A 20433-nucleotide genomic window follows, 5' to 3' on the forward strand; every position below is an offset into this window, starting at 1 on the left:
TTGTCTGATCTCGAGAAAATGTTATTTCTTTTAAAGAAAAGTTGGGGGTATTACTATGATCCAAATTCAAATTTACCTCATCGAAGTATTTTAGAACCATTCTTTAATGAGCAATCATCGTATTCTGATTTTGAATATTATTATCTTGGCTTAGTAAGTTTTTATAATAAAACTTATAAAATGCCTCATACATTATCAACATTTCCACAACAAATAAAATATGAACATTTACTAGAAATACTTCCGATTAATGCTCTTTCTGCGTTACCAATTGAAATTATAAAAAAAACACTATTACTTTTTATTAAAACAAGAAATATTACAGAAACTGAAGAGCAATTTATAGTAAGGTTAGTTTTATCTGTAGCACAGAATCAAGCCAATGATTTTCTAGACTTTCTCCTAAAAATAGAGAATGGTGTAAATACAAATTTTGATTATCTGTTTCATATGCTTGATGATGCCAGAATTGAAAGAATACCAGTTGCCAGTTGGATTGCAGATGAAAAAACAAATAGAATGGGTTTTGTATATGCTGTTTATCAATTATGGAAAGTATCTAAATATAATTTAGTAAATTCTTCCAAAGAAATTAATACGGAGTCTTTCTTTTTTAATGACGGTATTAATTTCTATAAAAAAGAAAATGGCCATTTAAAATCGGTTGTTTTAGAATGTGGTAGAATTTCGTCAGTTAATTCCGGAGATCCTGAAATGCAACTTCAAACCAATACTTGGGTAAATTATCAAACTGACAAAACATTAAAAAAGGAACTTGTGACTATCAATAAAAAAATTGCCACTACCAATTTATACTTAAGTACTGACGGTCGTTATTTAGCTGATGCTCAAAATTTAGATAGAAATGAAACAATTCCTTATACTTACCATTTATATCAATCGTTAACATTAATTGGCCATCAGGCTGATGATAGAACTATCTTACCAAATGACCAGCCTATACCTGCTTTTTTGTTTTATTATTCTGATGATTTTAAAAGAATTTTAAAAATTGATGCAAAAATAGCATTAGCGATAACTATTGGAATAGAGGTAGTATTATTTTTTACTTTTGGAGGTATTACCCAATTAAAAAATTTACAATATTTAAAACATATTACAAAAATTCGTGCCGCTCTTAGTGGTGAATTAGTTGCAACCGAAGAGGTATTGGTATGGACAGGTCTTGAAGCAGGTGCATTTACAACTTCAATTTCAGCTTCAACAATTTATGCACTTGGTCAATACAATGCTATACAATTGCCTACCGAAGAACAAAGAAAAGCTAGAGAAAATGCTAATAAAGCATTCTTATATATAGCTTTGGTTTCTGGTGGAGGAACTATTTATTGTAGATATAAAGCAGTTACTGCGGCAGAATATGCTTTGATTGATGCCGCAGGAACAATTGGTATGCCCGCTGAAGTAAAATCGGTAATGCAAACACTTCTTGGAGATAAGGTTAACGACGTAATTTCTTTTGAAACAAAATTATCGACTTTACCTCAACTTGAAGCAACTAATGTTATAATTACAAGATATACAAGTTATAGTGATGATCTTAAACGAGCTTTCTACAGAGATTTTGGTGAAATACAAAATTCGGAAACTAAATTTTGGAATTCTTTAAATAAAACTAGTACACTTGATAATTGGGAAGAGTTAAAACGACTTGATGTATTAGAAAGAAATGAAATATCAGTTGTTTCAAGTACAGCAAGAACTAAAGCATATAAGAATTACTATAGTGAAGATTCATCAAGATGGTATTTAGAAAGAGCTAGAATTAACAACAGACTATCATTCATGGATAATCTCGGAAACGAAGAAGGTATCTATTTTGATGTACTTGTTAACAACCCTAAAAAAATACCCGAACATCTTGGTGTTGATGCTCGCAAAAAAATTACTGCTGAAAAATAATAAAGATTTTTGGTTGATAAACGATTTTGATAATGTAACAATTAATAAATTACAACCACATTTAGAAAAAGCAAAAGCCATAGCCCTCGAAAGCACTGGAGGTTATAATGATTGGTTTACAGATTTAAGTAAAAAATCTCGAGCTGAAAAATTTTTAAATGATGGAGCTCGATGGTCTAATGGTCAATTAGTTGAAATACCAAGTGAAAATTACTTAAAAGCAACAATAAATGCTGATGAAAATGTATATTTAAGCGTTGATATTGCATTCTATAATAAAAAGGATGTTAGAATAAGCGGTATGATTCAGGAGATCGATGGCTTGTTAATAAACAATAGTACAGATAAAATTGAAGATATTATTAGTATGAAACTAGCAAAAAGAAGACACAGTTTCGACACTGATAAAAACAAGTTAACATTAATGAAAAACTTACCTGATGATGGTTTGGAAATGAAAAACTATATATTAAACAATCCTTTATTTACTTTGTCAGATGACATTAAAAATAATGCTATAAAAGCCAAAATCATTTATACGGATCTAAAAACTGGAGAAGAGATGATTGTTTCCCCTTCAATATTTAAATTAAAAATCAAGTCATCTTATGATCCAATAGAAAATTTTCAAAAAATACATCCAGAGACTCTTAATACCACTAAAGAAATATTAATAGAGAGCTCATATCAATCAATAAAAAATAAATTTTAATCATGAGAAAAACGAGAGCAATATATTTTGAATACAACGGTATTGTAGAGCATTTCGATTTTGGCACATTTTCATTATGTATGTATTATGCTACATTAATAAATTCTTTAAAGGCAAAAAAATTGTTTGAAGCTACTATTTCAGAATGGAAATATAGAGTTGAATATGATTTACCTGAAGACAATTTCACATCTGATGATGATATTGCACACTTTCAAATCTCGGAAATAACAGAAGCAATTGAATTTATTGAAGACATTTTAATTCCTTCTTTAAACAACGAAACAAAAGATATCTTATTGAAATATGGCGGGAAATCAAATTTCGTAAAACTATATTATAATAATGCTGGGTTTCTAAAATTTAATGGAATTACTGAGAATGAGTTTTTTGAAACTAAAGGCGAATCTTTAGCATATCACATGAATAGATTAAAAATAATATTGCAATATTCTTTAGATTTTAGTCAACCATTTATGGTTTATGTAAACTAATATAATACCTGTCTTGCCCTAAAATAGATTTACAAAAAGATAACAACAACTCAAAGAAAAAGAATCTTTGAGTTGTTTTAAATCAAAAGAGAAATTTCTCAGCTTCCCCGCTGGCGCGAGCGTCCCGCTCGTGAACGCAAAGTTGTCTTGTCCTAAAAATAGATCTACAAAAATAAAACAAAAGAGAAAACCAAATCTCTTAAACTCAAAAAAAATACATTTTAAAAACTCTGGAAACTTACAATTATAAGCTTCCCTACTCTGCTATTGGCTATATCTAAGTCAATACAAATCTTATTTCTTTGTTTTACACTTCTGTAAAATAAAACCCTATTGTGACGCCACTAACACAATTTTTAAGCATTCAGATTACTTGCAATCCCCTGCTGGCGCGAGCGTCACGCTCGTGAACACAAAGTATTTCTTACATTAGCTCAAAAATAATAAATGAGCAGAAAATACCCCCCGCTGGCGCGAGCGTCCCGCTCGTGAACGCAAAGTATTTCTTACATTAGCTCAAAAATAATAAATGAGCAGAAAATACAAATTTGGAGATAAAACTGGAGCTTACTTTCTAAGTTTTGCTACGGTATATTGGATAGATGTTTTTACAAGAGAAGAGTATTTTGGGAATATTGTAAAGTCATTAGACTACTGCAGAAAGAACAAGGGAATGGAGATTTATGGATATTGCATAATGCCAAGTCATGTTCATTTAATTTTCAGATCTGAAAATGGAGATCCTTCTGGCCTTATTAGAGATTTTAAAGGTTTTACCTCTAGAAAAATGCTCAAAGCAATTGAAGAAAATCCGCAAGAAAGCAGAAAAGAATGGATGCTGTGGATGTTTGAAAGAGCCGGAAAGAAAAACAGCAATGTAAAATCCAGGCAATTTTGGCAGACAGAATAACAAACCTATTGAAATCTGGTCTTTAAAGGTTTTTGAGCAAAAGTTAAACTATATTCATAATAACCCTCTCGAAACTGGTTTTGTAACTAATCCTGTAGATTGGAAATACAGCTCTGCCAGAAATTATGGCGATAACGATCAAACTGTTTTAGAAATTGATATTAATTGACTTTCCTGTGTGTGCACGAGCGAGACGCTCGCGCCAGCAGGGGATAACGATCAAACTGTTTTAGAAATTGATATTAATTGACTTTCCTGTGTGTGCACGAGCGAGACGCTCGCGCCAGCAGGGAGGTTCGATAGTCAAAATTAAACATGTTAACCATCATAGATATAATCTACAACCAATATTTGAAAATCATTATACGTATTTTGAAATCCAATAAATTATAAAGAATATGAAGAAAGCGGAAGAATATAATCTACACTTTAGTACTTATGAATTTAATAACACAACAATACCTAGTGTAGGATGCAGTTTAGTAAATGGGTCTAGTAAAAATAATGAAATAGCAAGTTTTTTAGAACCAAATGGAATTCGTTTGACACAGCAAATAATAGATGATATTACCTCTTTAAATTTAGACTTAAATATACCATTTGAGGGTTACAATATTTGGGGAGGAAATCAAGATGAAAGTGTTGAAATAAAGTCCCCTCCCTTTAGAGCTGTTTTCAATACAACTGGAAAACCAGTGGAAGTACCTATTTCAGATTTTTTGCAGATTTTACAAGAATGGAAGGCTTTTTTACAAACTATACCGAATCCAAATTGGCTCTATAACAGATAAAAACCTGATTATACGGATTTTACGTGGATCAGCTTTGAATATTACGAGAATGCAGAACCTCTTTTACCCTCACTACAGTAAGTCAGAATATCTGTTGCAGATACCTCCCGCTGGCGCGAGCGTCCCGCTCGTGAACGCAAAGTTGTCTTGTCCTAAAAATAGATCTACAAAAATAAAACAAAAGAGAAAACCAAATCTCTTAAACTCAAAAAAAATACATTTTAAAAACTCTGGAAACTTAAAATTATAAGTTTCCCTACTCTGCTATTGGCTATATCTAAGTCAATATAAACTTTATTACTTTGTTTTACAGCTCTGTAAAACAAAAACTATTGTGACGCCACTAACACAATTTTTAAACATTCAGATTACTTACAATCATCCAAAACTCACAACTGTTTGTAAGTGTCTTATATATCTGAATGAATTACGGTAATCCCCTATAAGCCCGATTAAAAGCCTATAAATTATTTAAACCCGTAAAAAATTAATTAAAAATGAGTACAAATCACAACAGAATCAGAGTGGCGGACTTAGAAAAAAATCAGCCAAACAAAATTTTAAAAACGAATGAAAATGGAGAATTAGAGTTTAGCGATGCAAACGCATTGCTAACAGATACCGATAATGTAAAACTCTCAGGTAATCAAATAATTAGAGGGGAAAAAGTTTTTTCGAACACAAATGGAAATGCATCTTTAAATGCAACTGTTAGTCTATCTGGTGCATCGGCTACTAATTTCAGTAGTGTAAATGATGGATTTGCATTATATGTGGCAGGTTTTAATAATAAGAAAGAAATAGCAAAAATTATGGCTATTGATGGAAGTGCGACTGTATTGAATTTATATAATCAAAAAAGTGCGACTGGAGATTTTCTAAAAGCTGTTGATGCAAACAATAATACTGTCACAAAAATAGATAAGGATGGTATAGTTACTGCAAAATCCTTTGTTAAAACTGGCGGTACAAATGAGCAATTTTTAATGGCAGACGGATCTGTAAAATCAGGCAACCTCCAAGCCGAAAGTTACAATGCTCTTGACTGCACCACCGAAGGCAAAGCACTCGATGCTAGACAAGGAAAAGTCTTAAAGGATATGATTGATAATAAAACCATAAATTTTGCATCTGATGCAGAAACTCAAATTAACACTGCGATTTCTGAAGATAGTAAAGTAGTTAGCCGCTCTAAGCTTTTCAATTGGTGGCAGTGGGTTAAGTCTCAAGTTACTATAATTACAGGAAATTGGACTTTTAAAGGTGCTTTTAAAGTTGATACAAATCAGGAAATTAATCTAACCTCGTCTACTCAATTTGGAACTTCTAGTTTTCTAAGATTAAATCCTACAAACTCAAATAATCCATATGGAGTTGATTTGCAAACCACTGGAACACTTGCATTTACTGGACAAGGTTTCGATTTCAAAACTGGCGGTTATGGAACTATGTATACAAATCCATATGGTCGATTAGTGATAGATGGTCAGTCCCAAGGACTTACTCTAACTGGAGGAGGCCAAGATATGTCAATTGACGGTTTAACTTATATTAACGGACTCGCATTTTATAACGGTGGCGAAATTGCAACTATTGATACTCTAGCAAATAGCAACTATGCTATCGACGGGCCTTTATCAAGCAATGATTTGGATGCATACTACCCTAGAGCACAAAAAGGCTTTAAATTACATTGTTTAAATATCGCTAGTGGTGCTTTATGTTACGAAAAAACCGATACAGGATATTGGATTGAATATCCTATAAAACAAGTATAATTCAGAAATTTCAACTTGACATTAGTCATTAGATGAATGGATTTCTTTCATTGTAATTTGCAAGGAACTTTGTAATAAAGTTCCTTGCTTTTTCAAAACTCATAAACAAAACTTTTTACTGTTTGACATTGAATTAAAGTTTTATCAAAAAACAGTCAATTCTAAATTTACTCCCCATCCAGTCTCTTTACAACTCTGTAAAGCTCCAGAACATCCATGTTAAACCGCTAAGCGACTCTTTTTTAAGCTCCAATTTTAGGCTCATCTTTACATTGTCAAAAGAAAAAAGGAGGTTTTAAACCTCTTAAAAACTTTAATCTTTTGAAAAAATCACTAAGCGGATTATTTACTAAAACTGCTTAGAAAAATCTCGAAAAAAACTATGCACTTACGCCTCAACGATTGGTTCGATCTAACTACAATTTAATCATTCAGAATACGAACAAAAATTAAAGTCAAAAACAAAATTAGAATATGCCAACTAATCCAATTCCTGCGGTTCCGATTCCTACAGCACGATATTATCCGAGATTGTCCGAGATAATTACTGTAGACGATTTACCAGAATTCTTATCGTTTGTCGAAGATGGTTTGAATTCCATTTTTGATAAAATTCACTACAAAAATTTACAATACTCAAAAGGATATCGTGGAGATTCTGCCTTTTACAGTCTTGACATTGTTTCAAGTACAAAACTGGCGCTACCTCTTCCTTTTGGTCTAGGTTTGGTCCTTAATCCAGATCTAAAAGACAATGACTCTTCTATATCATCATTTCCCATTACATTAGAATATCAGTGGGAAATCTTGGCTTTCTTAAAAACATTCAGCTCAAGCAGTTTCTCTTTTTCTATGGAGGATTTCTATGCCGTGGGGCTTCAGGTTTTCCGCATCAGCGAAGAACAAGTTGTAGCTCATATGATGAATATTTTTGTGGAAGCTCAAGAAGGAAAAACAAAATACGAACAGCTTTTAGAAGACATTAATTCCTTGGCAGAACTCCAAGGCGATCCTACTTTTGAAGAATTAGGTTTTGCTGAAGATGTAGATCAATCTATTGACAGCATTCTTACATTAATCAAAAACAATAGTGCTATTACAAAATCAATTCCGCTATTACTATTTGGAACTTATATCGCTAGAGAGGGTTTTACTTTAGACGAAATCAAGCAAAAATTACAAGATTTCTACAATATTGTAGCTCCAGACGGAATCGAAGCACATATTAAAAGAATCATTACGCCAAAAGCAAAAGCTACCTTAGCTTTAAATGCTGGTATTGAGTTCCCTAGAAACATTTTAAAACCTGTTAACCCCAATGGAACTGATTTTGGCAATGGAACTGAAAAATCGATGTTCGTATTTGCTCAAGCACAATTGTATGCCGATACTGAATCTGGCATTGGCTATCAAGCAGAATTAGGAGGTTCATTAACGCCTCCTAATGCCATGATTGGCAATACAGGTTTACTTCTTCAGTTAGATACTTTAAAAGTTGATTTAAGCAAGAAAACCAATATTCCAGAAGCCGATGCTGATGGACGTCCAAATGATTTCGTTGGAGTTTATGCGCGTGCTGTTTCAGTAACCCTTCCTTCAAAATGGTTTAATGATATTCCTGAAACTCCAGGAAGTACATCTCCAACATTAAAAATTGGTGCATCAGATTTATTAATAGGTACAGGCGGACTCTCTGGAAATATTTATCTAGAGACAGTTCCAAATACAGAGGGTACTTTTAGTTATTTCAGCGATAAATTCAATTTTAATTATCCAATCGCCATGTTCGAAAAGGACGAAAATGGTGTGGCCAATAAAAAAGAAATTACCGATTACTCCTCTTTGCTTGTCTTCTTGCAAGAATTGAACAGTAAAAATTTGCCGTACGCTTTTGATTATCCGTTATCGTTAACAACTATTAACGATTCAATCACATATGTTTTTACCGAAGCAAAAGATTATCAAAGCTTTGTAACCGAACTTTACGACAATACACTTTGGAAAACTATTGGCTCTGAGAAAAAAGGTTTTAAAGTAGGTTTCAATAAATTTGATATTACTTTCAAACAAAATAAAGTTGTCAATTCTAACATCAAAGGAGCTTTAGAAATTCCAAAACTTAAAGAAAAAAACGGTACTCCATTAAAAGTTAATCTTGAAGGTCACTTGCAGGATGATGGAGATTTTAACCTTACTGCTTCATTCCCAAAAGATAATAAACCAAAAGCAAATTTATTTGATCTTGTAGATATTGATTTCCATAGTTTCGAACTTGGTAAACAAGATGAAGATTACTATTTAGGAACCTCTTGTTATGTTTCTTTTCCTCAAGATACTTTAATGGGAAGCTTATTAAAAGGAAAAGGATTTGAAGTTGAAAAACTGCGTGTGTATAGCGATGGAAATATTGAAGTTGAAGGAGGATCTATTCCTATTCCAATCAGTCTTTCTGTCAATTTAGGTCCAGTTCAGATGGCAGTTACAAACATCAACTTTGGTTCTACCCAAATTAACGGCCGCAAATATAATTTCTGGGGATTTGATGGTGCAATCAGTATCAATCCGCTTGGAGTTGATGCTCGTGGTGAAGGAGTAAAATACTATTATTCTACAGATGGAGGTCCAAAAGATTCATTCATTAGAATTCAGACTATCGAAGTCGATTTAATTATTCCAGGAACTGCTACCGAATCTTCGGCTATGGCGATTATTCACGGTATGATTTCGCTTCCTGAACCAGGAAAATCGAAAGAATTTATCGGTGAAGTTGGTTTAAAACTTCCAAAAGCAAAAATCTCAGGAAGCGTTGGCATGCGTTTTATGCCCAAATACCCTGCTTTTTTAATTGATGCAAGTATAGAACTACCTGTTCCTATTCCGCTTGGTTTTCTGGCTATTAATGCCTTTAGAGGCTTATTAGGATTTAGATATGTTGCCACCAAACAAGCTGTGGGGCTTACAGAAAACAATTCTTGGTATGATTATTATAAACATCCAAAACCAGGAATCAACATTAAAAAATTCAGTGGCCCGCCAGATTCAATGCAGTACAATTCTCCATTCTCTATTGGGGCTGGAGCCACTTTTGGAACAGTTGCCGATGGCGGACATGTATTGTCATTAAGAGCCATGCTTTTATTGTCTCTGCCTACTCTATTTTATATCGAAGCAGGACTGAATGTTATTTCAGGAAGATTAGGTCTGATTGAAGATGATCCAAGTAATCCGCCGTTTTTTGCGATGGTTGCCTTTGGAGACGATTCATTAGAGTTAGCAGCTGGTGCAGATTTTAGCATTCCTAAAGATGGCGGTCAGATATTCAAACTCACTGCATTATTAGAAGCTGGTTTTTTCTTTAAAAATCAGAAACCTTGGTATGTTAATTTCGGAACAAAAGAAAGACCAATCGAAGCTGACGTTTTAACCTTATTTAAAGCAAAAGCTTTCATCATGCTTTCTGCTCAAGGTATTGAAGCTGGAGCAAGATTAGATTTCAAACTAGAAAAGAGTTTTGGCCCTGCCAAAGTAAAATTATGGGCTTATTTAGAATTAGGTGGAAAAATCTCGTTCAAACGTCCGCAAATGGGTGGTTATATTACTGCAGGAGGAGGAATCCAGATTAAAATTTGGATTGTTAATGTTGAAATCGAGTTAAATACCATATTCTCTGTAGAGTCATTTAAGCCATTCTTAATTTATGCCAGCCTAGAATTGCGCGTTCGTGTAAGGATTGGTTTTGTAAAAGTGAGTAAAAGTTTTACTATTGAATTACAATGGGATCTCAACCGAATTATTGACCGTACACCTTACAGTCCGCTTCCAAAAGGAACTGTAGGTGACGGCTTAGATAATAGAACTTTGGAGAATGTCAAAGGTGTTCATATGTTAACCAATCAGGCTTTTGCTTTAGATTATTTCAAATCTGTGGGAGAAAAAGACTATGATCCAAAAAAGTTTGACATTCATGGAATGCCTAAAGCAGAACTTATTACCAACGTAATCCCTTTAGATACTTATATCGATATTAAAATGGCTAAAGGTTTATTGCCTAATCCTGAATTATCTCAAAAAATAGGAGGTTATACTGCTGAAGCAAAAAACTACACAGACATGATGCCTCCGATAGACAATAATCCTAAATCTTCGCAAAAAATACGTAGGGTTAAACATGAATACGGAATTAAATCAATCAATTTAAAATCATGGAATGGCTCTAATTGGGTAGATTACCATCCTTTTGAAGCTGTTGTAAAAGATACAGAAAGAAGCGACGCGTTAAAGAAATTACCTTGGGCACAATGGCAAAAAGCAATTGACCAATATGATTCTATTCGTGTACTGGCAACAGATCCTTTTTCTTTTTTAAGTGCAGGAGAACCAGGATGGCATATTCCTGAACAATTAGGAATTACACCTTCTCGATTATTCTGTCCATCATCCGAAATTGAGAAACAGCACACTGATTTTCTTAATAAGCAAATTGGTCAGCGCTATTATGTTCCAACGCAATATGAAGCAGATAAAATCAATGGATTGTTTTTTAAATTAAATGGAGAACTTCCTGAAATTACTGGCAATTATAAAATTGAAGGTGGAGATTTCATGAGTATTACTGCAGATAGAAATCCTCATGGTTATAGTAAATCACTTTCATTTAAGAACGAGAATGAATTAGAAATTATTTTCCCTGAATCGGCTATTGATCCAGTCTTACAGCTTACAACGCAAGCGAAAGAAGTAAAAATTTCTGCTTATACAGCTGTTTTTGAAGATGGCGATAAACTGACATCTTATGTCCCTATTCGCTTTAGCAAAACTAATTCGGGTACTTTTTCGGATGAGCAAACGTATACCAAAGCAGAATTTTTAACTGCGATAACTTTATTTAGCGAAGAAATTGAAGATCAGAAAATAAAGATTGACAAAATTGTAATTAGTCCAGTTTCAGCAAAGGCAAAACGCATTAAAGAAATCAGAAATAAAATGGTCGCTTTATTTGATGAGACTTATGGCGATCTAACTGGAGAAACTGAAATTACATTGACAGATCCTGCAAAGATTGCAGAATACAATTTGCTTACAACTGAATTGAATAATCTGAAATTGGATGCAGGAAACGACAATATTAATTCTGGAAATAATCCAAATGCATTGACTTTTACTCACTATTATGGATATAATGGAAGAACTCTGTATGATTTTGATCAGGTAATTAAATTCAATGATTCGTTCGTAATAACATTCCATCCAAAAGAAGATACAAAAACTACAATCCTATTACAAGTTGATTCTGATGGAAGCATCATTAGAGAACGCCTAATTAATGGAATTGTAACTTCTTTACAAATTGTAAAGGGTAATTTATTAGTAACTCAAGCCTTGAATGCAGAACAATGCAAAGGAATTGGAGAAGCTATTATCGATCTTGATCTAATCATTGGATGTCAATCTCCTATTTCTGCAACTGCAATTGTAGAAATGGACGAAGAGTTAAATCCGATTTCTGGAACACAGTATTTAAACACGTATTCTTTAGGTTTCAATAAGATACTTCCGTTAACAAACAATGATTTGCTTTGGGTAAATACATTATTTAATGAAACCCAAATTAGCTGGATTAAAGGAGACGATCGAACTGTTGTTTATCATTCAAAAATAAATGGAGAAGTAACTAAAGTTCTCAAGCAAAATGATACTGAATTCACTTTGATTACGAAAGACAAAAAAATCATTCGTCTGAATATCAACAATACAGCAAAAGTAATTTCTGTAATTGACACAAAAGTTCTTTCTGATACAGCAATTATTGAAATCATCGATGCCATTAGTGCCAATAATAAAACTTGGGTTTCAGTCAAGCTTTCAAATAACAAATTTGGTTTAGTTCAAATTAATGGAAGTACAATCAATTTGTTGAAAAATGATGCGATTTTTGAATCAAAGGTTTACTTATCTAATAATGTTTTGAATGATAACTCTATTGTTGCTTACAATGAAAATTATCTGTTTGTATTTAGTGAATCACTAGAACTGAAAAGACTCGTTAAACGAGAAAATGAAATTAAAGATGCTTCAATTATTAGGGTTCAAAATGAACCATCTGTAAATGAAATTGTAATGCTTTCTGGCAAGCCAAAAGAAAAAGGCGTTTATTTCTCATTGTTTAGTGATGCTTTTGACAATTGTTCTTTATATCCTACTCCAAATGTTTCTGTTACATTGTCTACGACAGCTTTAACAAACGGAAGCATAAGTTTAATTCCGTTAAGCACAGTTACTGGATTAGATTTTAGAAGAAGTCTTAAAAACTCAAAAATTATTATTACTGATGCTATTATTTGCTCAAGTCTAGAAAATGTTGAAGATCCAGAACTTGATTACACAACTTACATTCAAAGTGTAGAATGGTTGAGTAAAGAAGATTATTATCATAACAAAACTATTTTGGATATTCCGGCTGTCGCTGAACAGTTTAAAGCAATGAAAGATGCGGTACAAACTACAGTACAACCAATCTGGAGACCCAATACAACATATTGCTTAGATTTTACTTTGACAGATACGGTTGATGACAATAAAAAGAATCCAACTGAATTTAAATATTTCTATGGATTTAAAACACATGGACCTATTGGACATTATCGTGTTAAAGATCCTGTAAGACCAGAAAATCAAGATGCACCTACGAAGAATGAATTGACTGAATTATCTAAATCACCATTAACGTCATTAAGAAGTTATCTAGATTACAATCGTTCTTACCCTAATGCAGATGGAAGTTTGCTACAGTCTAAACCTTCATTCTACGGTACTGACCAATGTAAAATCTCTTTATTCTTTACTAACACATATACTTCTAATATGTTCAAAAAATGGGATAGTTATGATACTGGCAGGCCAGAAATTGATGGTGTATTAAATCTTTATATCAAAGATCCTCAGACTGATGTGCTTATTAAATATCCGCCAGAACCGATATTCGAAGAAGAAAATGAAATTATTTATCCAAAAGCAGAAGAAATAGACAATGAAAGTGAAAGATGGACTGATGATAATGATCCTAGGCTTCCGTTAGGAATTAGAATTGTAAACAATTTCATTAGTGATAATCCTGGAATATGCAGACTTAACTTTAGGAGATCCTTTAAAGCCAAAATCATTAAAATACAAGACAACATTAACCAATTTAAAACCTTCTAAACTATATACGGTTTTAGTTAATAATTATTTTGATGGTGCTCAAATAGGAGTTACAAGCGAAAGCAAAAACATCTTGGTACATCAATTTGGATTCCAAACTTCGCGTTACAAAGATTTCAAAGAACAAATTGAAAGTTATTTTACTGATCAAGAAAAAACTAAAGGAGCTTTATATGATGTAAATGTTAATATGAATCAAGAACGTATTGATGCTTTGCATTATCTAATTGCGCCAAAAGTCTCGAATGCAACCAACTCTTTAAGTGATTCTATGGCAACAAAGTATCAGCATTTATTTGATCGTGCCTTTGAAGGAATTTTAAAATTATCTCCTCTTGATCCGGCTCAAACTACTGAGGTAAATAAAATTATTGATACCAATACAGGAGCAACAATTGCACTTTTAGTCCGTAATCCTGAACCATTTAATATTCCGAAAATGCCTTTAGAAGAAATTCAAGATACTATTTCGGTTTTAGATGAATTAGGAAATGTAAGATCCGATTATAGTGTGTTGCATTCAAAAGATTATTCGCAGGCATTGATTATGAATCCTGATAAAACAATTTTAGAAGTAGAAAAATTGAAAATCAAGTTTAAATACAAAATGTGGAATACCGAAGGAAATGGAACTTCTCCAACTAGTACCCTTGATACACAAATACTACCATTAAACAATATAAATCTTTAAAAAAACAAGAAAAATGAGTTCTATAAATCTTCAAGAAAGCCAACTTTCAGGCTGTGAAACTTATGTTGCAATTGTAGTAGACGAATCGGGTTCTATCAATAGCGATGAAGCACAGCAGATTCGTTCGGGGCTAACTTCATTTATCAATTCTCAGACACAAAGTAAAATCACACTTTCGTTAATCGGAATGTCTAACAGCGATACTGCTGTTAGACTCGATAACGTAATTGAAAAAAGGATTTCAAGCAATAAAGATTCTTTTATAGATTGGATTAATTTATACGGGAATGGCAAAGAAAGCATTCAATCAGATTATTGGGCATCTGGTTTAAATGTAGCTAAAAATCTTCCGGTTGCTCCAGATATCGTTTTTGTAATTACAGACGGTTTGCAGGTTAACAATTCTGATTTCTTAAAAAATCTGTTTACTGATTTGAATCTAACTTCAAAAGTTTTTGTGTACGGAGTTACAAGCTCTTCAAACAATACTGAAGAGCTAACAACTCCTCTTACTAACTTTTTGGGAAGAACGCCAGTTGCAAAAGACAGTACATCTTCTGTCTTAGATTCAGATTACGTAAGAGTTCCTGATTTCAGTACTTTAGGAATTGAATTAAACAAACTTGCTTCTGATTTATCTCTTTTACAAATTGGGTGTTTTCCAAGTGTAAGTATAATTGAGAATAATTTAACTTATCCTTCTTTAAAGAAAGGATTTAGAGTTAGTGCATCATGTGGAAATTTAGTTTTAAAAAATAAAAGCCGTGTTCCTTTAACTTTAAGTGCTGGAACAAAAATTCATGACCAAAGAAACTTAAACGGGCTTGTTTTTAAGCTTGCTAATTCGGTTACAATTCTTGGGAAATCAGAAGTCGAAGCACCAATTCGAGTTGATGGAAAACCTTTAGCTCTTGGTTCTTTTTCGGCTCTTGTATCGCTAAACAATGTTTTTAATCCTTTAGGAATCAGTATTAATTTCAATGTTAAGAGAGAATCATCAGTTATCAATATTTCTTCAGACAAAACAAATCTACAGTCAACTTATTTGCAAGTTGGAACGGCTGGCTCAAGAGGAATTGAAAGTACAAAAGGAATTCATCTTCGCTGGATGTTGGCAGGTAGATTAGGAAAAAAACACCTTCCAAAAGGAGATTTATATACTGATTCTAATTCTAATTTAAGCTTCAATAAACCAGATGACTTTGTTAAAGTTTATAGAGCGCCGTATACAAAAATTAGTCAAAACATAGATTTAACCCAAAATCCTAATGTAGTAGATAATAAAAAAGCACTTTGGATTTACAAAATGGCAAATCCGCAAAGATCTGTTTATGTAAATTTCTTAGATCTCAAAAAATACAAAGCCATTAAAGCTAGCTATGATCCGTTGACTAATCCAATTGCTTTTATGCAGGCTTATGGAAATAGTTTGATCGAAATTGAAACCAAAACAGATTTATTTTTTGCTGTAGAATTAGATTTTTCATCTTCAAACAATTCAAAAAGTGTAAAATTAGAAACGCTATCAGTTGCAGAAAACCAAATCATAGCAGATAAAAGAGTTACCAATCGTAAAACCTATACTTCAACACAACTAAACCAGCCTATTCGTTTAGTTGCAGAAAATGGAAGAAGTATTCGATTTAAAGCAAGCAATTGCCTTTTAAAATCAGTTCAACTTGAATTTTATTCTGATTTTATCACCAATACTAATGCTAATGGAGATTGGTTTTTAAAAGGAAAGTACGGATTAAGCACAGATGATTTTACAGTTTTTGAACAGCTTGAGCCAAAATTAAATGCGGTTCATGGAAAATGGCTGAAATTTAACGATGGTGAATATGTAAATATTAAAAATTATAGGGATAAATGGAATAGAATCACAAATGACAACGACATTAGCGACGAAAACATTAAAGAAATTGTCTCTAGATACATCTCTTTAAGCAAGTTATCAGATAATCCGACTGCAGAAGAAGATATTCCGCTTGGAGATAAAGTTCCTGTAAATGAGCCTGGACCTGGAGAAGAACAAAAATATGCTCAAAATTTAACCAGAGTATCTTACTTAGATCTTTTAAATATTGCGGCAAACGATTATCATGTTGCCCGCATGTTAGGTTTAGGCTGTTTAGATATTGATGACGAAGTTTATTCTGGCGAATATGTCTACTTAACAGAATATACTACTTATGGCAGTTTGGAAGAGGGCATTGAAGGAAAAGAAGTGCAGCATCTTTCTATGAGTATTCCAACTTCTATAAACACAGAGCGTATGCCTCTTCCTATTCAGTTAAGTAAAATTGTCCCAGGTTTAAATGTGGATTCGGAGGATAATCCAAATGCTAGAATTACAGATTCTGAAGGCTATAGTTTTGATGGAAAGAAAAGATTTGTAAGCTTATTTATGGATGATGTTATGGACTACGATGTTGTAGAGCCTAACTCAGGAAAAGACTTCTTTAAATCATCTTTAGAATATGACGGAACTGCTTTTACATTTCCAATTTACTTAGGAATCGATCATAAAATTGCTACAGAGCCAACATGGAAAAATCCAGAATTATCGCATGATGTCGAATACAAAAGTGTCAATCAAAATCTGAAAGAATCTAAGTATGAAACTGTTCCTATTATTATTCCTAAATCTGGAAAATCAATTTTAAATGCAATTCAGGAAGAAACCGGAGAAAACATTTATATCTATCAAGGATACGGAATTAATATTTTCTCAAGAGCATCATCTGGGCGTCAAATTAGCATTAAATCGAACATTAAACCAGCTAATAATTTAATGCCTCCAAGTAATATTAATGCACTTCTTGTTACCGAAGAAAGACCATTGACGTTTACCTCTTTGTCTGAACAAGAATTATTAGGCAAGATTACCGGAATTGACAAAACATTGGTTAGAATTATGTTTGACTACTATTCGGCTCAAGAACTTTTAAGTTATTCTGTTCCTAAAGAAATCTCCGTTGAGGATGCTGAGAAAAAGAAAGACACAATTTTTCCTGATAGCGAGGAAATATTTGCTGATCATTTTAAACTGTATTACAAAGACGGACTTCCAGAAGTTGAATATGGCCAAATTGAAAGCATTGATAACAATTCAGTAAATAATCTGACTTCGATTGTTAAAATAAGAGAATACAAGATTATCAGTAGTGGTCAAGAAGTAAAAATTGGTTTAAACAACACCAACAAAACCAGATTTAATGGAGGAATATTAACCATTGGAGACGAAAACTTTTTAATTCAAAACATTCAAGTTCAACTTAAAAAAGATGATAAAAATAATGATGTTTTTGATTATGCTTTGGTTGAAGTATTAAAAAAGGAAGTAACCGACAGGCTTCATGCTGATGGTGATGCAACGATAGATTCTGACCAAATTAAAAACATCCAAATTCCTGAGAACAAATTATGTACACTGGTGCAAAACATGCAGACAGTTGATAATTGGCATCAGCCACAAAGTGATTTTAAAGTTCAATATCCTACTAATTTAAACAATATTCATCGAGAAGTTATTGAACGCAAAAACGAGAATGGAAACAACTTACAATTAGAAAAAACAAGAGGAGTTTGGAAAGATGCTACAATTGAAAGGCATTTTGAAGTTTCTTACGAAATGGATGATAAGGGAGCTTATAAATTGAATCTAGAAGGTGATCCAATTAAATTAGATGACAAAAAACATTTAGGATTATACAAAATCATTTTCAAAAACTTTAGTTTAGAACAGCATCCTCAATTCAAATCAGAAAATGGAAATTCTGTTGAATGGTCTAATGGAATTGTGCGATTATTTAGAAAAAGCGCTATACAGCCAGGAAATCCTGTTCCAGTACAATCAAGGAAAGAGTTTAAAGTTTATAAAGCAGAAAACATTGGTACAACAGGAAATTTAGTTTTATACATTGATGATCCTGATTTTAAACTTGGTGATTATGCTTTGCAAACCATGGATGAAAATTACGATGAAATTTTAGGTGCTGTAGATGGTCCACGCGAAGAAAATGAAGCGCCAAGCTATACAGCTGGAACTGTTTCACAAAGTGTAAATTATTATCCAAGTTACAAAGTTTACCTATACGCAGATCCTGTTTCTGGAATCACAGAGCAAAATATTCAGCCACGAGAAAATGAAAGTACGCACTATTCTATTTTCGGAATTAGCACACATTCAAAAACAGAGATTGGCTATAAATCAAAGATTAGTATCCCTAGTCCTATGTATGCTGTCCGCGTTGAGAAACCCAAAAAACCGAAAGAAATTATTGGAGGCAGTTTGTATGCAACTCGTCCTGATTTTTACAATCGTTCTTCGTACACTTTTACAACCAAATATGAAAAAAATCGTAAACCCTATGGCTTATTACATTACAGGGCCAATGATGAAGATTTTCTTAACATTTTATACGAACCTGAAACAGTAAGTGTAATTCGCGAACAATTAAACAAATTGGGCGGAAATGATGAAATTGATTTTAACGAAAGATGGAGCGACTTTTTAGACTTTAATAATCTTGCCGAGACAGGACATTATAAAATTTTACCTGAGAATGATACTGCAGAAAACTATCAGTTTCCATTGCCTGACAACCAAGAATTCATAAAACTGATTAATGATTTTATTGAATGGCATAATGCAACACAAGGCGTTACAGAACCAACAATAACTAAAATTACATCACTAAATCAAGTTCTAATTTCGCAACAAGTTGAAAAACCAATGTTAGCAGTTTATTTTGTTGAACAAGCCATTCAAGCCGCTTTTGTTCCTTTAACTGAAGTACCTGTTGTATACGATTATATTAAAGGGAATAATTATGTTCCCGTTAATAAAAAACAAACTATTAAAGATAAAAACGGAAATGCTTTAAAACCAACTGATGCCGATTTTGACATTGCACCAATGATGAAAATCATTAACGAAAATGATAACCAAGTGCAATTCACCGATTTTAATTTGGATGGAAACTCACAAAACATTTATTTCTATGCAGTTCGAGAAATGGATATCAAAATGAATTTTGGAGAATTCAGCGACCTTATGGGACCTGTAAAACTGGTGGCTTCTACACCACCTAAAACACCTGAAATTAAAAGAATTATGCCAATTCTTGGAAATCAAGTTCTAAGAATTAAGCCTGCTGTTCAGATCGAATTAAATGCTTATTCGTCACAATCTAAAATCAAAAAAATAAATGTTTACCGTGCCGAAACCATGCTTGAAGCGCAGTCAACAAGAACAATGAAACTGGTTAAAGAAATTGAGATTGATGAAGATACTTTATCTGCCGATTTTGAAAATGTCTGGACCATTTATGATGATTTTGAAGATTTAGAATATACCCCTTTTGGTGATGCTCTTTTTTACAGAATTACTGTTTCAAAACAAATTGAATATGCAGATTCAGAATCGCCAACAGACAATCCTTTTATAAAAATTGATTATGCGCCATCTCAGCCCTCAAAAATTACGGCAACAACAATTGTAGATACTGTTTCGCCTGAGTCTCCAACATTAAAAGCCTCAGGAATTGCTACAGGAACTAATGGAGCAATTTTAAAACCTATCGTTTTCAACTGGAAAAAAACAGTTTATAATGGCAAATATCATTTATACAAAATGAATAATCAGGGTAACTGGGAAAAAATTCATGAGATTTCTACAAATCTAGAAGAAGTCATTCTGCCTTTACTGGAGACAAAACCAAAAACTGATGAATTGATTATTAAAGATGAAAACGGTAAAAGAGTGTATCATCATTTTAAAATAATTTCTGAAAATTCGTCTGGAATGTTGAGCAATGACGAAAAAAATCCTAACTCTTTAAAAACTGACAATACCAATGATACAATTTCATTGGTATTGACTTCAGGTCTTATACAAACATTTAAAAGCAAGAAATAAAACTAAATAAA

General features: G+C 32.7%; 8 protein-coding genes and 1 pseudogene. All 9 read left to right on the forward strand.

Annotated features, from left to right (window positions below; all coding sequences use genetic code 11):
- Positions 1–18: 18 nt before the first annotated feature.
- The 9 genes and pseudogenes from P5P87_RS10665 to P5P87_RS10705 all read left to right on the forward strand — a co-directional run bounded on the left by P5P87_RS10665 (position 19) and on the right by P5P87_RS10705 (position 20422).
- Positions 19–1923: a hypothetical protein gene (locus P5P87_RS10665; protein WP_278022525.1), complete on the forward strand. Its 1905-nt coding sequence runs from the start codon at positions 19–21 to the stop codon at positions 1921–1923.
- Positions 1892–2635 (forward strand): hypothetical protein, encoded by a 744-nt coding sequence (locus P5P87_RS10670; RefSeq protein ID WP_278022526.1) that lies wholly within the window; start codon positions 1892–1894, stop codon positions 2633–2635. The genes P5P87_RS10665 and P5P87_RS10670 overlap by 32 nt, the downstream gene beginning before the upstream one ends.
- 2 nt (positions 2636–2637) lie before the next feature.
- Entirely contained in the window at positions 2638–3129 is a 492-nt protein-coding gene (locus tag P5P87_RS10675; protein WP_278022527.1) for a hypothetical protein, read from the forward strand.
- Between the two features lie 529 nt (positions 3130–3658).
- Positions 3659–4208, forward strand: a pseudogene (locus P5P87_RS10680) (REP-associated tyrosine transposase).
- Between the two features lie 229 nt (positions 4209–4437).
- Positions 4438–4830, forward strand: coding sequence for a hypothetical protein (locus tag P5P87_RS10685; protein ID WP_198856724.1), 393 nt, complete (start codon positions 4438–4440; stop codon positions 4828–4830).
- Between the two features lie 497 nt (positions 4831–5327).
- Complete coding sequence (locus P5P87_RS10690) at positions 5328–6608, forward strand: hypothetical protein (protein WP_198856723.1); 1281 nt, start codon at positions 5328–5330, stop codon at positions 6606–6608.
- A gap of 474 nt (positions 6609–7082) precedes the next feature.
- A complete protein-coding gene (locus tag P5P87_RS10695) occupies positions 7083–13808 on the forward strand; it encodes a hypothetical protein (RefSeq protein WP_278022528.1) in 6726 nt (2241 codons plus the stop codon).
- The gene (locus tag P5P87_RS10700; protein ID WP_278022529.1) at positions 13711–14499 is read left to right on the forward strand and encodes a hypothetical protein; all 789 of its coding nucleotides are present in this window, start codon (positions 13711–13713) and stop codon (positions 14497–14499) included. The genes P5P87_RS10695 and P5P87_RS10700 overlap by 98 nt, the downstream gene beginning before the upstream one ends.
- A 13-nt stretch (positions 14500–14512) precedes the next feature.
- Positions 14513–20422 carry a hypothetical protein gene (locus P5P87_RS10705; RefSeq protein WP_278022530.1) on the forward strand — a complete coding sequence of 1970 codons (5910 nt, stop codon included), beginning with the start codon at positions 14513–14515 and terminating at the stop codon, positions 20420–20422.
- Positions 20423–20433 lie beyond the last annotated feature (11 nt).

Source organism: Flavobacterium ginsengisoli (genome assembly GCF_029625315.1).
GTDB lineage: Bacteria > Bacteroidota > Bacteroidia > Flavobacteriales > Flavobacteriaceae > Flavobacterium > Flavobacterium ginsengisoli.

Coding starts and splice junctions, on each gene's coding strand:
- P5P87_RS10695 (WP_278022528.1), top strand. CDS start 7,083: ATGCCAACTAATCCAATTCCTGCGGTTCCGATTCCTACAGCACGATAT.
- P5P87_RS10670 (WP_278022526.1), top strand. CDS start 1,892: ATGCTCGCAAAAAAATTACTGCTGAAAAATAATAAAGATTTTTGGTTG.
- P5P87_RS10705 (WP_278022530.1), top strand. CDS start 14,513: ATGAGTTCTATAAATCTTCAAGAAAGCCAACTTTCAGGCTGTGAAACT.
- P5P87_RS10685 (WP_198856724.1), top strand. CDS start 4,438: ATGAAGAAAGCGGAAGAATATAATCTACACTTTAGTACTTATGAATTT.
- P5P87_RS10665 (WP_278022525.1), top strand. CDS start 19: ATGTTATTTCTTTTAAAGAAAAGTTGGGGGTATTACTATGATCCAAAT.
- P5P87_RS10675 (WP_278022527.1), top strand. CDS start 2,638: ATGAGAAAAACGAGAGCAATATATTTTGAATACAACGGTATTGTAGAG.
- P5P87_RS10690 (WP_198856723.1), top strand. CDS start 5,328: ATGAGTACAAATCACAACAGAATCAGAGTGGCGGACTTAGAAAAAAAT.